Origin of the sequence: Brevibacterium marinum (assembly GCF_011927955.1) — a bacterium.
Taxonomy (GTDB): domain Bacteria; phylum Actinomycetota; class Actinomycetes; order Actinomycetales; family Brevibacteriaceae; genus Brevibacterium; species Brevibacterium marinum.
In genome coordinates this window covers 2605422-2622123 of the sequence record NZ_JAATJN010000001.1, presented here as the reverse complement: position 1 = coordinate 2622123, position 16702 = coordinate 2605422, and the positions used below count along the sequence as shown (strand labels likewise).

Annotated in this window: 15 protein-coding genes and 1 tRNA gene; 8 read left to right on the top strand and 8 right to left on the bottom strand. The window is 65.2% G+C overall.

Translation table 11 applies throughout. The annotated features are described in order from the left end of the window. Positions 1-67: 67 nt before the first annotated feature. A complete protein-coding gene (locus BKA07_RS11565; protein ID WP_167951016.1) occupies positions 68-946 on the bottom strand; it encodes an alpha/beta fold hydrolase in 879 nt (292 codons plus the stop codon). After that, a complete protein-coding gene (locus BKA07_RS11560) occupies positions 943-1842 on the bottom strand; it encodes a universal stress protein (RefSeq protein ID WP_167951015.1) in 900 nt (299 codons plus the stop codon). The genes BKA07_RS11565 and BKA07_RS11560 overlap by 4 nt, the downstream gene beginning before the upstream one ends. Before the next feature lie 816 nt (positions 1843-2658). On the opposite strand from BKA07_RS11560, the gene BKA07_RS11555 reads away from it, so the two are divergent. Next, positions 2659-2886, top strand: a complete 228-nt coding sequence (locus BKA07_RS11555; RefSeq protein WP_167951014.1) for a hypothetical protein — start codon at positions 2659-2661, stop codon at positions 2884-2886. 175 nt (positions 2887-3061) lie between these two features. Beyond that, positions 3062-3134, top strand: a tRNA-Ala gene (locus BKA07_RS11550). Positions 3135-3153: 19 nt separating this feature from the next. Here the strand turns inward: BKA07_RS11550 and BKA07_RS11545 are convergent. From BKA07_RS11545 to yczR, 4 genes are all read right to left on the bottom strand, one after another. Beyond that, complete coding sequence (locus tag BKA07_RS11545) at positions 3154-3705, bottom strand: methylated-DNA--[protein]-cysteine S-methyltransferase (RefSeq protein ID WP_167951013.1); 552 nt, start codon at positions 3703-3705, stop codon at positions 3154-3156. Then, on the bottom strand, positions 3696-5222 hold the full coding sequence (locus BKA07_RS11540; protein WP_167951012.1) for an Ada metal-binding domain-containing protein: 1527 nt from the start codon (positions 5220-5222) through the stop codon (positions 3696-3698). The genes BKA07_RS11545 and BKA07_RS11540 overlap by 10 nt, the downstream gene beginning before the upstream one ends. 69 nt (positions 5223-5291) lie before the next feature. Beyond that, complete coding sequence (locus tag BKA07_RS11535; protein ID WP_167951011.1) at positions 5292-6071, bottom strand: YggS family pyridoxal phosphate-dependent enzyme; 780 nt, start codon at positions 6069-6071, stop codon at positions 5292-5294. Between the two features lie 23 nt (positions 6072-6094). Further along, positions 6095-7585 (bottom strand): MocR-like transcription factor YczR, encoded by a 1491-nt coding sequence (yczR, locus tag BKA07_RS11530; protein WP_245161929.1) that lies wholly within the window; start codon positions 7583-7585, stop codon positions 6095-6097. A gap of 90 nt (positions 7586-7675) precedes the next feature. Here yczR and yczE point away from each other — a divergent pair, with 90 nt between their 5' ends. Further along, the gene (gene yczE, locus BKA07_RS11525) at positions 7676-8341 is read left to right on the top strand and encodes a membrane protein YczE (RefSeq protein ID WP_167951010.1); all 666 of its coding nucleotides are present in this window, start codon (positions 7676-7678) and stop codon (positions 8339-8341) included. A gap of 93 nt (positions 8342-8434) precedes the next feature. Here the strand turns inward: yczE and BKA07_RS11520 are convergent, their stop codons facing one another. Next, on the bottom strand, positions 8435-9808 hold the full coding sequence (locus BKA07_RS11520; RefSeq protein ID WP_167951009.1) for a pyridoxal phosphate-dependent decarboxylase family protein: 1374 nt from the start codon (positions 9806-9808) through the stop codon (positions 8435-8437). 219 nt (positions 9809-10027) lie between these two features. On the opposite strand from BKA07_RS11520, the gene BKA07_RS11515 reads away from it, so the two are divergent. The 5 genes from BKA07_RS11515 to helR all read left to right on the top strand — a co-directional run bounded on the left by BKA07_RS11515 (position 10028) and on the right by helR (position 16234). Next, complete coding sequence (locus BKA07_RS11515; protein ID WP_167951008.1) at positions 10028-10900, top strand: TetR family transcriptional regulator C-terminal domain-containing protein; 873 nt, start codon at positions 10028-10030, stop codon at positions 10898-10900. Next, positions 10900-11811, top strand: a complete 912-nt coding sequence (locus BKA07_RS11510) for a beta-keto acid cleavage family enzyme (protein ID WP_167951007.1) — start codon at positions 10900-10902, stop codon at positions 11809-11811. Before BKA07_RS11515 ends, BKA07_RS11510 begins: the two co-directional genes overlap by 1 nt. Further along, entirely contained in the window at positions 11808-13259 is a 1452-nt protein-coding gene (locus BKA07_RS19810; RefSeq protein ID WP_342449040.1) for a 3-hydroxyacyl-CoA dehydrogenase NAD-binding domain-containing protein, read from the top strand. The genes BKA07_RS11510 and BKA07_RS19810 overlap by 4 nt, the downstream gene beginning before the upstream one ends. Before the next feature lie 76 nt (positions 13260-13335). Further along, positions 13336-13887 carry a YdeI/OmpD-associated family protein gene (locus BKA07_RS11500; protein ID WP_167951006.1) on the top strand — a complete coding sequence of 184 codons (552 nt, stop codon included), beginning with the start codon at positions 13336-13338 and terminating at the stop codon, positions 13885-13887. Positions 13888-14077: 190 nt separating this feature from the next. Next, positions 14078-16234 (top strand): RNA polymerase recycling motor ATPase HelR, encoded by a 2157-nt coding sequence (gene helR / locus BKA07_RS11495; RefSeq protein WP_167951005.1) that lies wholly within the window; start codon positions 14078-14080, stop codon positions 16232-16234. Here the strand turns inward: helR and BKA07_RS11490 are convergent. Further along, on the bottom strand, positions 16226-16609 hold the full coding sequence (locus BKA07_RS11490; protein ID WP_167951004.1) for a DoxX family protein: 384 nt from the start codon (positions 16607-16609) through the stop codon (positions 16226-16228). The genes helR and BKA07_RS11490 overlap by 9 nt on opposite strands. Positions 16610-16702 lie beyond the last annotated feature (93 nt).

Sequence of the window (16702 nt, the reverse complement as noted above, 5' to 3'; positions counted from 1 at the left end):
TGAGGGCCGATGCGTTGATTCGCATCGGCCCTCAGTCGTGTGGTCGTGGCGACCCAGATCCCTTGGGTCAGTCGACGTTCCGACAGAATCCCATGATCGCCGAGGCGGCTTCGTCGGGACGTTCATAGTGGACCAGGTGCCCCACACCTTCCAGTTCGATCAAGCTCGCATCCGGCAGTTCCGAGACGAATCCTCGGGTGGCTCCGATCGGGGCGATGGCATCCTTGTCGCCGGCGATGACGAGGGTCGGCATCGTCAGCTGCTCGGCCACCTCGGTGACGGTGTGTGCGACCGAGACGTCGAATGCCTGGGCCAACGAGGTTCGGTCGCTGAATGTGGAGAAATGTTTCGCATGCTGGTCATGGATATAGCGGCGCAGTCCGCGGTCTCTGCTCGTGGCCATGACCTCGCTCATCGCCCGCACGATCATCGGATTGGCCAGGAGCTGGTGTCCGATCGACTCCGGCAGGCGGGCTCCGAGCCCGTAGTAGAAGCGGGTGAGAGCCGTGAGGAATTTCGCCGGTCCCTCGAGCGCCGGTGATGTGATCGGGTTGATGAGGATGAGCTCGGGGGCGGTGTCCGGTCGTCCGGCGGCCATGTGTGAGACGAGTATCGACCCGAACGAGTGCCCCAGAACGATCGGCGCGAGCTGTCGACGTCGGATCACCTCGGCGACGATGCCGGTCAGGTGATCGCAGTAGCGCTCGAGGCTCAGGCCCTGCGGCAGCGGAGAGCTCGCGCCGAATCCCGGCAGGTCGGGCACGATGACCTCGCGATCTCGGATCGCTCCCGCGATCCGGTCCATCCCATGGTGGTCGCCGCGAAAGCCGTGAACCATGAGGAGCGGGCGGACGCCCACGGGAGTCGACGGTGAGGAGTGCAGCCAAGCCGCGGTCCGGTGACCGTCGACGTCGAACTCGATGCGTACGGCATCCGAGGCGCTCACTGTCTCGGTACGGTGCCGACGGCACGGCGCGGCACAACGACGACGGGCACCGGGAGGACCCGCAGCAGACGCCTGGCGCGGGCACCGATGAAGACCCGCCCGCCTCGTCCGAGGCGGCTGGAGCCGATGAAAGCGATCTCGCCGGGCTTGAAGTCGACATTGGCGGCGGCCTCCTCGATGTCGGCTCCGGCCTGGGACTTCACACGGGCACGGCCGGAGGCGAACATGTCTGCGGCGCGCGCGGCGAGCACCGCTCCCCCGTACTCCTCGGCGAACTCCGTGATCTCCGCGACATCATCCTCGCGAAGGCCGTCGTTCTCGATCAGCGAGAGCAGGCGAAGGTCGACGTCGAGAGCCGCAGCGGACCGGACGGCGGCTCCGATGAGGGCTGCAGCGCCGGGTCGGGCACCGAAGAGCGTCGTGATCCGGGAGACGGGCCCGATGTCCGAGTTTCCGGACGGAGCCAGAACGACCGGAACCTTCGCCGAGTGCAACAGAGAGGTGGCGACGGTGCCGATCCTGAATTGGCGCATCAGCGTCGTGGCACGGGCACCGACGACGATGCCGATGGCACCTTCGGCCTCAGCAACCTCCATCAGTCCCTTGGATTCGTTCGACGAGGTGTGGATGACACCTCGGGCAGATACGTCCTCGGGCACGAGAGCCAGTGCTTCGTCGAGCCAGTCGTCGAGCTGCTGAGAGACGATTCCGCTGCCGTCCTGAGGAATCGAGTTGCCCGCGGTGAAGGTCGATGCCTCCGGGCGCACGATTGTCACGACGAGTTCGATGCCCGCCGAGCGGGCAAGGGAGATGGCGAGAGCGATGGCATCGCGGCCACGGTCGGTGGCGATGTATCCGACGACCAGTCGTCGAGCGGTGGCAGGTTCCTGTGACATTGTCTTCCCCCAAAGAGTCGCGAGTCTGGGAAGATTCTACGTCGGCACGGCGATATTCCTCGACTTGGTCGCGCAGCGAACCGGACGCCGACGCGGGAGCCACCCGGATGAGGTGCGCATGCCGTCACCGGAGACAGACGTCATTCGTCATAAAGTTCAAAAAGATTGAGCAGAACTCACATGGAATTCGTATTGTGTGATAAATTCGACAGTGCAATTACGGATTCGCATAAACCCCAGGAATTGCACCAATGAATGACGAGCGCTGACGCCGCTCGAACGAGATCCACGACCAAGAAAGGAGCGCAGCAATGATGATGAAACTTATCGCAACTCCGTACTTCCAGCACCGCTGGGCCGGGAACACCACTGCCTGCTTGATTGGCGGACAAGGACTCGCCGGCTGAATCCCAGCCGTATCTTTCGTCTTTCTCCACCGGTCGACTGAACGCCGGTACGTTTCTTCCGCACGGTCGCATAGGCCACCTGCTGCTCTGACGCCTCTGCTGGCGCTCATCGGCACGTGATCGGCCTCTCGCGTAGGACAACGTCGTTCACCTAGGTACGTGTTGGTTCACGTCCACCGCTGGCTCTCCACGTCATGAGTCGCTCAACCCGTTCTGTCCGCGCCTCGGCGCCTCCGCTGCATTGACCCATCCACAGTCGGAAGCGGCCGGTCGCAAGAATGTTTGAGTTCATTTCCGGAAAGCCACATTCATTCGAATCATCGAGTCGTCGCAACGCTCTTTGATATCGATCATTTCGTCATATCGACATTCGGGGATACTCCCTGCCTGAAAACATTGAGGAATCGCTTTGTCCGCAACATTTCCATTCACATATCCACGGCGAGTGGCCCTGTCCGCCGGACTGCGGCTCGTCCGGTGGGCCCGCCGCCCCGCGGTCACCGCCGAAGACCGACGGTTCTCCGCACAGAGACGCCGCAGGGCGAAGCTGCGCGAGCTTGCACGCGACGAGTGGGTGCAGGAGCAGCGCAACCGCGACGTCGCGAAGTACCTCTACCGCGTGCGGCCGATGATCTGATGGCATCGGGCCCAACCGCCGACAACGGCCGGGACCGTCCCCGGCCCCGGCCGTTGTCGGCTTCACGCGCGTGGGTCCCGAGCCCGCTCACGCGCGTGGGTCCCGACTGTGGTCAGGGTCACTGTCTGCCGATTTGTCGTCACGAGTGCATCTGGGTAATATTGTTTCAGCACGCGGGGGTATGGCGCAGTTGGTAGCGCGTCTCCATGGCATGGAGAAGGTCAGGGGTTCGAATCCCCTTACCTCCACCGCCTGAAGGGCCCGGACTCAGTCTTCTGAGTTCGGGCCCTTTGCCGTGTCGGCCTCGAGGTCGAGCAGGAAGCGCTTCTTCTCCTCTCCCCAGGCATAGCCGGTCAGTGCCCCATCGGCCCCGATCACACGGTGGCAGGGGACGATGATGCTGATCGGATTCCTGCCGTTGGCCGCGCCCACCGCCCGTGCCGCTGTCGGTCGGTCGATCCAGGCAGCGAGTTCGGCGTATCCGGCGGTAGCGCCATAGGGAATCGTCGTCAGTGCCTGCCATACCTGCCGCTGGAAGTCGGTTCCATGCGGAGCCAAGGGGAGATCGAAGGTCCGACGGGTGCCCGCGAAGTACTCGGCGATCTGCTCCCCCGCTGTCGCGAACAGATCCAATCCGTCGTCGGCGACCGTCTCGACTCCGGTCCTGGTCGCCAACCGGTCGAGGATGTGGTCGAAGTCGTCGAGGTACAACCCGCTCAGGTGTTCACCGTCGGAGGTCAGCAGGATCTTCCCGAGGGCCGAGTCGATGCTCGTGTGCCTCAGCGCGGCCGCTGTCGGCCGGATCGATGTCAAGGGCATGGTGTTCTCCGTGTCTCGTTGTGTCCTTCGTGCGTCTGAGTTTGCGCTCGGTCCTGCTGGCGCCGGTGGCGTGTCCGGGCATGATGGGCCCACAGCAGGTGTGTGACATAGGATCTCCACGGTCGGCAGTGTTCCAGCTGCCGCGACCAGTCGTTGCTGCCCTCACCCGAACCGTGGAGGGACCGCAACGCCTTTGCGACTCCGAGATCCGAGCCGAGGTGGATGTCGGGATCTCCGAGTGCCCGCATCCGTATGTACCCGAGGCTCCATGGCCCGATCCCGGCGATGGCGAGCAGGGCTTCGCCGGCGGCCTGCCTGTCGCCGCCGGGACCGAGATCGATCGAACCCTCCGCGAGCCGCGTCGCCACGGAGCGGATGGTCTCGATCCTGCGGGTCGGCAGTGACCAGTCCGCCTCGGGCACGTCTGCGATTGCGGCTGCCGTGGGAAAGACTCGGTCGACGGAGCCGACCCGCAGCTGCGCGGGCAGCTCCTCGCCGAACCCGTCCACGAGCCGGTTCAGGTGCGTGCGTGCCGCACTGACCGAGATCTGCTGTCCCAGGACGGTGCGGATCGCCAGTTCGACGGGGTCGCCGGTTCCGGGCGAGCGGATGCCGGGGAAACTGTCGGTCAGTGTCGACAGCCCCGCCGCCGTGAGGGTCGAGTTCACGGCGACTGGATCCGCGTCGAGATCGAGGATTCGTCGGGATCGGGACACCGCACTGCCCAGGTCACGGGTATCGGCCAGCCGGAGTCTGCATTCGATGAAGTCCCCGGGCCCCGGCGTGAGGGAGACGACGGCCGGCCCGTGGGCCAGGCGCAGTGAGCGCGTGTAGTGAGCGGCTCCGACGTCTTCGACGCCGGAGATCGCGCGAACGCCGAGATAGGCGAACAGGTGGGACAGGTCGAGAGGAGGACGATAGGCCAGGCGGACGACGATGCTGTCAGTGGTGTTGGCAGAGATGCGGCCGGTGCGCAGGTGTCTCGGACTCGACTCATAGACGTCGCGGAAGGACTCGTTGAACTGGCGGATGCTCGAGAAACCTGCGGCGAAGGCGATCTCACTCATGCTCATGGTCGTCGATTCGACGAGGGTGCGAGCGGTGCGCACGCGTTCCGTGCGGGCGATCGCGAGCGGGCTCACCCCCAGTTCGGCCCGCAACACCCGTCCCAGCTGTCGTGGACTGTATCCCAGCGCCGAGGCGAGACCCGGGATCCCCTCGCGGTCGACGAGGCCGTCGCGGATGAGCCTCACCGCCCGCGCGGTGACGTCGGCCCGGATGTCCCACTCCGGAGAGTTCGGGCTGGCATCGGGCCGGCACCTCTTGCAGGCCCGGAATCCTGCCTCCGCCGCCGCGGCCGCAGTCCGGTAGAAATCGACGTTCTTGCGCAGAGGAGTCCTGGCCGGGCACGAGGGCCGGCAGAAGATGCCTGTCGAGTGCACCGCGGTGAAGAACATTCCGTCGAACCGTCTGTCACGCCCCGCCACCGCCTGGTAACACTGATCCGTAGTGAGCATACGACCATTCTGCGCCCGGCCACGCTGCATTGCCAGCGGTTTTCGGACATCGCTGTGTGGGGCCGTCGCTCAGTCGTTCTCCGGCCAATAGTAGCTGTCGGGCAGTGCTCTCCTGCCGAAGATGGCCTGACCCACGCGCACACAGTCGGCGCCTTCCTCTACGGCGACCTCGAAGTCACCGGACATGCCCATCGACAGGCGCCCTGCGCCCACGAGGTCCGGATCGGCCTCGCGTGCCCGGTCACGCAGTGTCCGCAGGCGCTGGAAGCAGGTGCGGACGCGTTCGATGTCGGAGGAGAACACCGCGAGGGTCATCAGGCCCCGCACGTTCAGCCTCGAGAACTGCGGGAGCCGCCTGAGGAAGTCGGGCAGCTCTTCCGGCGGCATTCCGAACTTGGAATCCTCACCGGAGGTGTTGACCTGCACGTAGACGTCGAGCTCGCGTCCTTCCGCTTCCAGCCGCCGCTCGAGCGCGGCCGCCACCTTGAGACGGTCGAGGGCTTGGAACTCGGAGGCGAACTTCGCAACGTCGCGGGCCTTGTTCGACTGCAGATGACCGATCACCGCCCACTCGATGTCGAGATCGGACATCTCATCCGACTTCCGGAAGGCCTCCTGCACCTTGTTCTCGCCCAGCCTGTGACAGCCGGCGGCAACCGCTTCGCGGATCCGCTCCTGGGCCACGGTCTTGCTCACGGGCAGCAGTTCGATCTCGCCGGGGTCCCGGCCCGCTCGCGCAGCCGCCGAGGCGATGCGTCGCTGCACCTCGGCGATGTTGAGCCTGAATTCCTCCGCGGTCGACGCCGTCGAGTACTGTCCGTCGTGGTTGAGTCCCTCACGTGCATCCATATCCTCATGGTACTCAGACCTGATCAGGCGACGATTCGTGCGCGTCCGGGCGGGATCCGACCGCTGAAGCTCAGGGCCTCATCCCAGGCCGCGGCCAGGCGGGGCCCGACCTCGTCCATTTGCGCCTCGGGGACCGTGTAGGGCAGGCGGATCCACCGGTCCAGTCCCCCGGCAGGGGCGAAGTTGGGGCCCGAGACCAGGCTGAGCCCGTGCCGCCGCGCAGCGATGGCCAGGGCCGCCGAACGGTCCTCGGGCAGTCGGCACCACAGGGCCATTCCGCCCCGTGGCACGTCGACCTGCCACGACGGGAGATGGGTGCGCACCTGCTGGGCAAGGCTGTCCCTGGCCGCCCGCAGCCTCGTCCGATACTCGCCGACGATCATGTCGTGCTCATGCATGAGCTCGACGGCGACGAGCTGCTCGAGAACCGGAGCACCGAGGTCCAAGCACAGCCTCGTCGCCGCCACCTGGTCGATGCGATGACTCGGAATCCGCATCCACCCGACGCGGAGCCCTCCCCAGAAGATCTTGCTCGTGCTTCCCACTGTGATCGAATCGGGCACGAAGGCCGCCATCGGTGTCGGTGTGGGGTCGCCGTCGAGACCGAGTTCGGCCAGGGACTCGTCGAAGATCGCCACCACACGGTTGCGTCTGAGCATGGCACCGAGTTCGGGCCTCTGCTCCTCGGGCAGGAGGGCCCCCGTGGGATTGTGGAAGTCGGGGATGAGATAGGCCGAGCGCGCGTGGGCCTGAGCGGCGATGTGCCCCATGGTCTCGATGTCCCAGTGGTGGCCGTGGTCGTCGAGCTCGAGGGGGTAGGAAATCAGTGAGGCCCCCGCGCCTTCGAGGGTCGCGATCGCATTCGGATAGGTCGGGCTCTCGACGAGAACGCGCCCGCGTCCCTCGATGAGTGGGACGCGCCCGCGTCCCTCGATGAGTGCCCGCACGGCAATGGCCACAGCGCCGAAGGCACCCGAGGTGATGAGGATCTGGTCCGGATCGGTTCGGACGCCGCGAGCAGTGTAGCGTTCGGCGATGAGTTCTTTGAGCACCGGCAGGCCCGATGGGTAGTAGCCGGTGCCCGGCAGATAGGCGTGGACCTTCGCGACCGCGCGATCGTAGGCACCCAGCAGCCGGGGAGGTGCCGTTGAGGCGGTGCAGGTGAGGTCGATCTCGGTCTCGTCCGCATCCGCAGGCGTCAGCAGATGGTCGATGCGGCCGCCGGGAACCTCCGGCAGTCGGACCACGCTGCCCGAACCGCGTCGGGTGAGGACGAAGCCCTGCTCGCGCAGCTTCGAGAACGCCCGAGTGGTCGTGGTCCGGGACAGGCCGGTGGCAGAGGCGACCTCCCTTTCGCTGGGCAGACGAACGCCGACCGGGATGCGCCCGTCGGCGATGGCACGCGACATCGCGGTCGTCAGGGACTCGTAGGCGGGACCGGGCCAGGGGCCAGTGCCGATGACGCCCGCCAGTCTGGTCCCGCTCATCACCGTCGAGTTCAGGGCTGTGCTCATAACGACCACTTTCTTCCAATTGGCTCTTTAATACAAGGCCAGTTCGAGACATGATGGTGAGATCAGCCCGCACGAACCGAAAGTCCAACGATGTCATCGACACCAGCACCGAAGCGCGAACTCGCGAATATCGGTCCGATCCAGCAGCTCAAGAGCGGTCGCCTCCCCCGGCGGCTGCCGCAGCTGATCCTCGGCCTCTACCTCTTCGGCGCATCGATGGCGATGCTCGTGACCTCGGGACTGGGCATGATGCCCTGGGACGTTCTCCACTCGGGCATCATCAAGCACCTGCCGCTGACCTTCGGCACCATCGTCACGATCACCTCGCTCCTCGTCCTGCTCATCTGGATACCGCTGAGGCAGCAGCCCGGACTCGGGACCGTCCTCAACGCCCTGCTCATCGGCCCGTTCCTCGATCTCACCCGACTGTTCCTGCCTCGGCCCGAGGAACTGTGGTGGAACATCGCGCTCCTCCTCGGCGGCATCATGCTCAACGGAGCCGCCTCGGCGATGTACATCGGTTCGCAGTTCGGGCCCGGCCCCCGCGACGGACTGATGACGGGGCTGTCGCGGGTGACCGGGCGGTCGATCCGGCTGGTCCGCACGCTCATCGAGGTCGGTGTCGTCATCGTGGGCTGGCTGCTCGGAGGAGTCTTCGGCCTCGGTACGGCCCTCTACGCGGTGAGCATCGGACCGATCACACAGCTCCTCCTGCCTGCCTTCACCGTCGAGCTCAGGCCGAAACCGCACAGCTGATCCGCGCACCCCGATGAGGCCGGCGCGTATCCGATCAGCCCGGCGCGCACCCCGATCAGGCGCGTATCCGACAACAGCCGAGAACCGACGCTCTCACTCCATGGTGTCGAGAATGTCGACGAGGTCCTCGAAGGTCGTGAGCGGGTTGACGATCGCGAATCGAGCATTGGGCCGGCCCTGGTGGGAGCTGGGCACGACGAAGGCACGCTGGTCCTCGAGCAGGCGATCCGACCACTGCTGGTAGTCCTCGCGGTCCCAGCCGTCGCGTTCGAAGACGACGACCGAGAGCTCGGGTTCGCGGACCAAGCGCAGATTCGGCCGTCTCTTGATCTCGGTCCCGATCTGCATGGCCAGATCGATCGAGTTCCCGATCGCCTCGCGGTAGGTCTCCGCCCCATAACTGGCCAGCGAATACCACAGGGGAAGACCCCGAGGCCGGCGCGTGAGCTGGATGGCGTAGTCCGATGGGCTCCACTCCTGGGAGTCGGTGAGTGTGTCGAGGTATTCTGCGCGCTGCGTGTGCGCTCGCCTCCCCAGTGTGGGGGCACGATAGATGAGGGCGCAGGCGTCGAAGGGCGCGAAGAGCCACTTGTGCGGATCGACGATGACCGAGTCGGCGGACTCGACTCCGGCGAACTTGTGCCGGACCAGCGGTGAGAGCATCGCGGCCAGGCCGTATGCGCCGTCGATGTGGAGCCAGAAGTCGTACTCCTCCTTGAGCGTTGCGATCCCGGCGATGTCGTCGATCGTGCCGAAGTTCGTCGTTCCCGAGGTCGCAACGACCGCGATGACGGCCTCACCGTGCTCGTCCAGAGCCGCACGAACGCCGTCGGGGCGCAGAATCCCGTCGTCGCCGGTGGGCACGGGCGCAACATCGACATCCATCACTTCAGCCGCCGAGGCGACCGACGAGTGGGCTTCGGCGCTGCACACGATGACCCAGCGACCCGGCTTCGCGTCCCCGAGCTTCGCCTTCTGGGCGTTCCGGGCCGCGACCAGGGCGGAGAGGTTGCCGACCGTCCCGCCCTGGACGAAGACACCGCCGGCGTCTGTCGGCAGTCCGAATTCTCCGGCCAGCCAGGCCAGGACTTCGTTCTCAGCATGGACGACGCCCGCACCCTCGAGCCAGGAGCCTCCATAGAGCGCGCTGGCCGAGACCACCAGGTCGAAGGCCACTGCGGCCTTCGTCGGCGCGCTCGGGATGAAGGACAGGTACTTCGGGTGGTCCGTGGTGATGCAGGCGGGGGCGAAGATGTGTTCGAAGATCGCCAGGGCACGCGACGAGCCGACGCCCTCCTCGGTGATGGTCGGACCCGCCAAGCGCTTGAGCTCGGATTCCGTCGTCGGGTGGTCGAGCGGGGTGTCAACGGCCAAGGTGCGTCGGCGTGAGTAGTCGAGGACGAGGTTGACCAAGTTGCGGGTCTCGTCCGAGACGACGTGCATGCGGGAATGGAGATCGTCGTTCATGGGTCCCTCCGGTGTGGAACGAATGGCGGATGGTTCAACCCTTCGAGAATATCCGCTCGACCGGGAGTCGGTGACGACGAAATCCGCAGCAGGTGTCCCCACCACCCCACCGCTGCATTCGCCTCTGTCGGGGAACCGGCCGGTCGGAGCCACTCGCAACTATTGATTAACAATCAATCTTATTTGCGATACGCGCATATAAGGGATAGATTGGACGCCATGACGGACAGCACCAGAGCCGAGCTCACGGCGCAGCGTGCCAGACAGGCCCTGCGCGGCAGCGGACTCTCCCAGCGGCAGGTGGCCGCGAACATCGGGATCGACGAGACGAAGCTCTCGAAGTCCCTGTCCGGCCGCCGCAGGTTCGCCGCCGAGGAGCTGCTGGGTCTGGCCACCGCGACGGGGGCCACGGTCAGGTGGCTCCTCGGCGACGAGTCAGAGGTGTCGGTGACACCCGCGAACCTGCGTCCGGAATCCCGACAGCGTGCGGGTGCTTCCCTGGATTCCTCGCCCCGCAGACTCATCGTCGAAACCGCGTGGGACCTGTTTGCCCGCCACGGCTACGACACCGTGCGGATCGCGGACATCGCCGAGGCCGCCGGCGTGTCGAGCGCGAGCATCCACTATCACTTCGACGGCAAGTCCGAGCTCTTCGACGCCACTCTCGACTACTCGGTCAAGCTCGCCTTCGACCGTCAGATCGCTTGGCTCGACGCGGTCCGCAGCCCGCGCAGCAGACTCCAACGGCTGCTCGAGCTGCAGTCACCCATCGGACGCACCACACGCAGCGAGTGGTCGATCTGGCTCCAGACATGGAGCAGGCTCGCCCTCGAGGATCCTCACGCCTCCGACTACCCCGCAAACTACGATCGCTGGTCGCAGACCGTGCGTTCGACGATCGAAGCCGGCCAGGCCGAGGGCGCGTTCCGGCGCGGTGACAGCGGGGCGATGGCCGATGAGCTGACCTCCCTGCTCGACGGCCTCGGGGTCAAGGTGCTGACCGGGATCATGGATGCCGCGACCTTCCGACGCCGGCTCTCCAATTACCTCAAACGCGCAATATTCACACCCAATCCTGATGAGGAGTCATAATGAATCGCAAGGTCATTCTCACCTGCGCCGTCACCGGCGCCGGCGATACGGCGAACAAGAGCGAACACGTGCCGGTCACACCGGCCGAGATCGCCGGCGATGCGATCGCGGCCGCTCGTGCCGGGGCCTCTGTCGTGCACATCCATGTCCGCGATCTCGAGACCAAGCAGGGTTCGCGTGAGGTCGCCCACTACCGGGAGGTCGTGCGGCTCATCCGCGCCTCGGATGTCGACCCCGTCATCAACCTCACTGCCGGGATGGGCGGCGACCTCGTCATCGACCCGCAGGATCCGACCACCCATATGCCCGGCACCGATCTCGTCAATGCCCTCGAGCGTCTTCCACACGTCGAAGAGCTGGTCCCCGAAATCTGCACCCTCGACTGTGGATCGCTGAACTTCGGGGACGGTTCGAACGTCTACGTGTCCACTCCCGATATGCTGCGCGAAGGCTCGAAGAAGATCCAGACGCTGGGCGTCCGACCCGAGCTCGAGATCTTCGACACCGGGAATCTGTGGTTCGCCAATGTCCTCGTCGAAGAGGGACTCATCGATCCCCCGCCGCTCTACCAGCTGTGCATGGGCGTTCCCTACGGGGCGCCGGTCGATGTGGGGCTCCTGACGGCGATGGTGAACATGCTGCCCGCCGGTGCCCAGTTCACATCGTTCGCAATCGGCCGCAATCAGCTCCCCTGGGTGGCGCAGTCCGTCCTCGCCGGTGGACACGCCAGGGTCGGTCTCGAGGACAACCTGTACCTGTCCAAGGGTGTCAAAGCCACCAACGAATCACTGACCGGGCGTGCGGTCGACGTCATCGAGGGTCTCGGGGCAGAGGTCGCGACACCGGACGAGGCCCGCAACATCCTCGATCTTCGTGTGCAGGCGCCGACCGTGACCGGAGGCGATCTGTGAACGCCACCGCACCGACCTACCCCGACATCGGGTCGATCACGACGGTCACCTGCATCGGAGCCGGAACGATCGGCGGCGGCTGGGCCGCCTTCTTCCTCGCACAGGGATTCAGGGTCAGGGTGTGGGACCCTGCACCCGACGCGGGCGAGAAGCTGTCCCGTCTCATCGATGCCGCATGGCCGGCCCTGGCCGAACTCGACATGGTCGAGGGAGCCGACAAAAGCGCATGGACCGTGCACACCGATCTCGCCGAGGCGGTGGCCGGGACCGGCTTCGTCCAGGAATCGGCACCGGAGAACCTCGAACTCAAGCGCGACCTGCTGGCTCGAATCGACGCCGTGTGCGAGGAAAATGTGGTCATCGGATCGTCGACGTCCGGCTACAGCATGACCGAAATGGCGGTCGAGGCGCAGCATCCCGAGCGCCTCGTCGTCGGCCATCCCTTCAATCCTCCTTATCTCATTCCGCTCGTCGAAGTCGTCGGCGGCGAAGCCACCACCGTTGAAGCCGTCGACTGGGCAGCCGATTTCTACACACGCATCGGCAAATCCGTCATCCGAATGGATCGAGAGGTTCCGGGGTTCATCGCCAACCGGCTCCAGGAGGCCCAGTGGCGCGAGGCGCTGCACATGATCGATCAGGGCGAGGCGACGGTGGAGCAGATCGACCGTTCCATCACCGACGGCCCCGGCCTGCGCTGGCCCTTCCAGGGACCGATGCTGACCTTCCATCTGGCCGGCGGCGAGGGCGGCATGGCCCACATGCTCGACCACTTCGGGCCGTCTCTGAAATCTCCCTGGACCCGCCTCGACGCGCCGGAGCTGACGCAGAGTCTGCGTGATGACGTCGTCGCCGGCTGCGATGCCGCCAGCGGCGACATGACGATCCCCGATCTCATCGCCGGACGGGATGCCGGCATCATCGCCCTGCGCCGGCTCACGGCCGAACTCGGCCGAGCACAGACAGCGGTGCCCCAGACGACGGGGAACACCGATACGTCGACGGCTCCGATCGAACTCGATGTATTTCGCACCGAGGTCATCGATGACTGGATCGACTACAACGGTCACATGTCCGAGGCCTTCTACGTCCTCGTCTTCGGTTTCGCGACCGATCAGGTGATGGACCGGATCGGTCTCGATGAGGACTGTCGCCGTGCGAACAAGTCGTCGCTCTACACTGTCGAGTCCCATATCCGCTATCTCGACGAGGTTCCGCTCGGGGCCGTCCTCGAGGTCGCACCGAAGCTCGTGTCGGCCGGGTCGAAGAAAGTGCACCTCGCCTATGAGATGCGCGTCGACGGCACGCTTGTCTCCACCGAGGAGATCATCGCGCTCCATGTGGATCAGACAGAGGGCTCGACCGCCCCGTTCCCCGACGAGGTGATAAAGCGCATCGAGCGGGTTCGCCGTGAGGTTCCCGATTGGGTCGGGCGCCGACTGGGATGAGCAATCGGGGATCGGAGCCAGCGATCCATCAGGAATCGAGAAGTCGCTCCGGTGCCCGCAGGCTATGCTGGTGAGCATGAACACGAACAAGGCCACAGTGACGCCGATCGAATTCTCCACACAGCTGGAGGTCATCAACGACAGGCCGCTGCTGCGCCTGCCGGCCGATGCCAGTGCCGACCTGCCCTCCCGGGGGCAGGTCGCCGCCCGGGCGCATGCGAACGGGGTCGACTTCACCACAGTCGTCGAACCCGACGGCATGCGCGGACACTGGATCAACGTCAGCGACGAACTCGTCGATCAGCTGCGAGCAACGGCTGACGAGACGGTGAGCGTCACGCTGACGCCCACGAAGGACTGGCCGGAGACCTCGATACCCGCCGACTTCGGCGCTGCCCTCGACGATGCGCCCGAACTCACCGATGTGTGGGCCGGACTGACGCCGATGGCGCGGTGGGAGTGGGTGCGATGGATCAGGGCGACGAAGAATGCGGATACCCGCGCTCGGCGGGTCGAGGTCGCGATTTCGAAGCTGGAGTCTGGCAAGCGGCGCCCCTGCTGCTTCGACCTGTCCTCCTGCACCGATCCGGAGCTGTCGAAGAGCGGGAAGCTCCTCGGAATCTCCTGACATCGGCCTGTTCGGTGCGCCGAGGAGACGCCTGCGGTGAAAGCGAGGCTCGTCACCGATGCCGGTGCCCGCCGCGGATCGGGATCCGATGTGGCTGCCAGTATCAGAATATGCCACAGACGGGGCCTTGCCGCAAGGCCCCGATCAGGGTGAACAATGGTGCTCTCACTCTTCCGACCTTGGAGCTCGCGTGCCTGCCACCACCTTTGATCTGCCCTCTCGGTTCTCTGCCAAAACCACTCCGAATCTCATTGCCGCCGACGACCGCCACTTCACCGCCGTCGCAGACCGGCTCGATCATGAACTCGCCGACGTCGAATCCCGACTCGCGCAGCTTCGGCGCTCGCCGGGAGGATCAGGCGCGGACGCACTCGAACGTGACACCGCCATCCACAGGCTCACCTCCGAACTGACTCTGCTGCGTCGTTTCGGTCTCGACATGTGCCTGGGTCGAATGGTGTTCGCCGACTCGGACGAGATCGTGTATATCGGCCGAATGGGGTTGCGCGGTGAAAATGGAGACTCTCTGCTCATCGACTGGCGAGCTCCCATGGCCGAGCCGTTCTTCGCCGCCACACTCGCCTCACCGATGGGCCTGTCCTCGCGTCGACGTTATCGCTGGTCCGATGGTCGGATCACAGACTACTGGGACGAGACGTTCACCTCGGCGACAGTCGACGACACCACGTCCTTGGACGACCAGGCCGCCTTCATCGCTTCTCTCGGCACGAACCGTTCGGAGAAGATGCACGATGTCCTCGGCACCATCCAAGCCGACCAGGACACGATCATCCGCGCTCCGGCCAACCGGCCACTGGTCGTCGACGGCGGGCCGGGAACCGGCAAGACCGTGGTCGCGCTCCACCGTGCCGCTTACCTCCTCTATTCCGAGCCCCGCATCTCCAGCGGTGGCGGGATGCTCTTCGTCGGCCCCAACGGAGCATTCCTGTCCTATGTCGATGATGTGCTGCCCCGCCTCGGTGAGGACGGTGTCCGCCTGTGTACGCTCGACGATCTGATTCCGGACGTCACCACCTTCACCGAGGATGAGCACAGCGCTCGTCTCAAGGGAAGCCTGGACCCCGATGCGGTGATGGGGCGAGCAGTAGGCATCTACGAACAGCCGCCGGTGACTTCCCTGGTCATCGACACTGTGTGGGGCGAGCTCGTGGTTGGAGCAGGAGAATGGTCGGCGGCGTTCGCCTCGGTCGACTCGGACGTCGACCACAATTCGGCACGCGAGGAGGTCTGGGACGAATTGTTGGAGAATCTCACTGCGACAGTCGTCGATGCGGTTGAGGACGCGGAACCGGACCAGGTTCGCACCTTTCTCAGTCAGGATCCCGAGCTGCGAGACTGCCTCACTGCAGCCTGGCCGATCCTCGATCCCTTGGACATCGTCGGAGATCTGTGGAGCGTGCCGGCCTACCTGAGTCTGGCCGCACCGAAGCTGGATGAGTCCGAGGTGGCGTGTCTCCAGCGCACGGAGCCCAGGAACTGGACAAGCTCCGATATCCCGCTCCTCGACGCGGCCAGACGCCGCATCGGCGACCCCGCCGATCTGGGAAGGAAGCGTCGAGCCAGAGCGGAGATCGCCGCCGAGCACGATCGCATGGCCGACGTCGTCGACGACCTGATCAATAACGATGACAGTGAACTCATGCCGATGACGATGCTCGCAGGCGATGATATGAGCGGTGCACTGGACAACCCGACCGGACGAGATCCGGTCGCGTCTGACCGTCTGGCCGGGCCATTCGGCCACATCATCGTCGACGAGGCGCAGGAGCTCACGGACGCCCAGTGGCACATGCTCCTCGCTCGGTGCCCGTCGAAGCGCTTCACCATCGTCGGTGACCGGGCGCAGGCCCGGCATGGGTTCGGCCAGACCTGGGACGAACGACTGCACACGATCGGTCTCGACGTCGCTCAGGTCCATCTGAGCATCAACTATCGCACCCCCGCCGAGGTGATGGCTGAGGCGGAACCGGTGATCCGCAGCGTGGTCCCCGACGCCAACGTGCCGCAGTCCGTGCGGCAGTCGGGAGAACCTGTTCGGCACTGTACGGCCGCCGATGCACCATCATTGGTCGAGGCCTGGTTGGAGGCTCACAGCGAGGGGATCGTCTGCATCATCACCGTCTTACCGCACGCGTGGAGTTCCATCGCCGTTGAGCGGGTCAGCGTCTTGGAACCGGGCGAGGTAAAAGGCCTCGAGTTCGATCTGGTGGTCCTGGTGGATCCGGAGAGCTTCGGCACAGGAGTGCAGAGCGGGGTGGACCGCTATGTGTCGATGACTCGCACAACCGCGGAGCTGGTCATCGCGACTGATGAGGCGTCAGCGTGAGCCTTCGTTCCGATCAATCGCGATGTTCCAGGACGCCCATACCAGGGGAATCTGCAACGGCAGACGGGCGAGGGCGATCGCACGTCCCCGGGGGCTGTGCCAGTGCTTCTTCACCGTATAGATGTTGGCAGGATAGACCGCAACCATGAGTGCCGCGGCTGCCAGTCCGCCCAATCGACGTGTGGGAGGCAGTGCCAGCAACGTCGCACATCCCAGTTCGGCGGCACCACTGGCGTAGGTGAGGAATCGTGGATCACCCAATCGGGGCGGAACAATCGAGTCGAAGGCCTCAGGTCGGAGGAAGTGTGCGATGCCGGCAAGACCGAGGATGCCCGTCATGGTCATTGACTGTCGCTGCGTTACCTGTCGCTTCATCTCGCGATCACCTTCACGTGGAGCTTAGGGGCTTCCCAGACAAGCTCAACGCCTGGGAAAACAGTAACCCTCAATATTTGAGGACTATCTGAG

Excerpts from the sequence above, each read along its gene's own strand:
- BKA07_RS11560 (WP_167951015.1), bottom strand. The coding sequence starts at position 1,842 with ATGTCACAGGAACCTGCCACCGCTCGACGACTGGTCGTCGGATACATC.
- BKA07_RS11545 (WP_167951013.1), bottom strand. The coding sequence starts at position 3,705 with ATGCCCTTGACATCGATCCGGCCGACAGCGGCCGCGCTGAGGCACACG.
- BKA07_RS11540 (WP_167951012.1), bottom strand. The coding sequence starts at position 5,222 with ATGCTCACTACGGATCAGTGTTACCAGGCGGTGGCGGGGCGTGACAGA.
- BKA07_RS11535 (WP_167951011.1), bottom strand. The coding sequence starts at position 6,071 with ATGGATGCACGTGAGGGACTCAACCACGACGGACAGTACTCGACGGCG.
- yczR (WP_245161929.1), bottom strand. The coding sequence starts at position 7,585 with ATGAGCACAGCCCTGAACTCGACGGTGATGAGCGGGACCAGACTGGCG.
- yczE (WP_167951010.1), top strand. The coding sequence starts at position 7,676 with ATGTCATCGACACCAGCACCGAAGCGCGAACTCGCGAATATCGGTCCG.
- BKA07_RS11520 (WP_167951009.1), bottom strand. The coding sequence starts at position 9,808 with ATGAACGACGATCTCCATTCCCGCATGCACGTCGTCTCGGACGAGACC.
- BKA07_RS11515 (WP_167951008.1), top strand. The coding sequence starts at position 10,028 with ATGACGGACAGCACCAGAGCCGAGCTCACGGCGCAGCGTGCCAGACAG.
- BKA07_RS11510 (WP_167951007.1), top strand. The coding sequence starts at position 10,900 with ATGAATCGCAAGGTCATTCTCACCTGCGCCGTCACCGGCGCCGGCGAT.
- BKA07_RS11500 (WP_167951006.1), top strand. The coding sequence starts at position 13,336 with ATGAACACGAACAAGGCCACAGTGACGCCGATCGAATTCTCCACACAG.
- BKA07_RS11490 (WP_167951004.1), bottom strand. The coding sequence starts at position 16,609 with ATGAAGCGACAGGTAACGCAGCGACAGTCAATGACCATGACGGGCATC.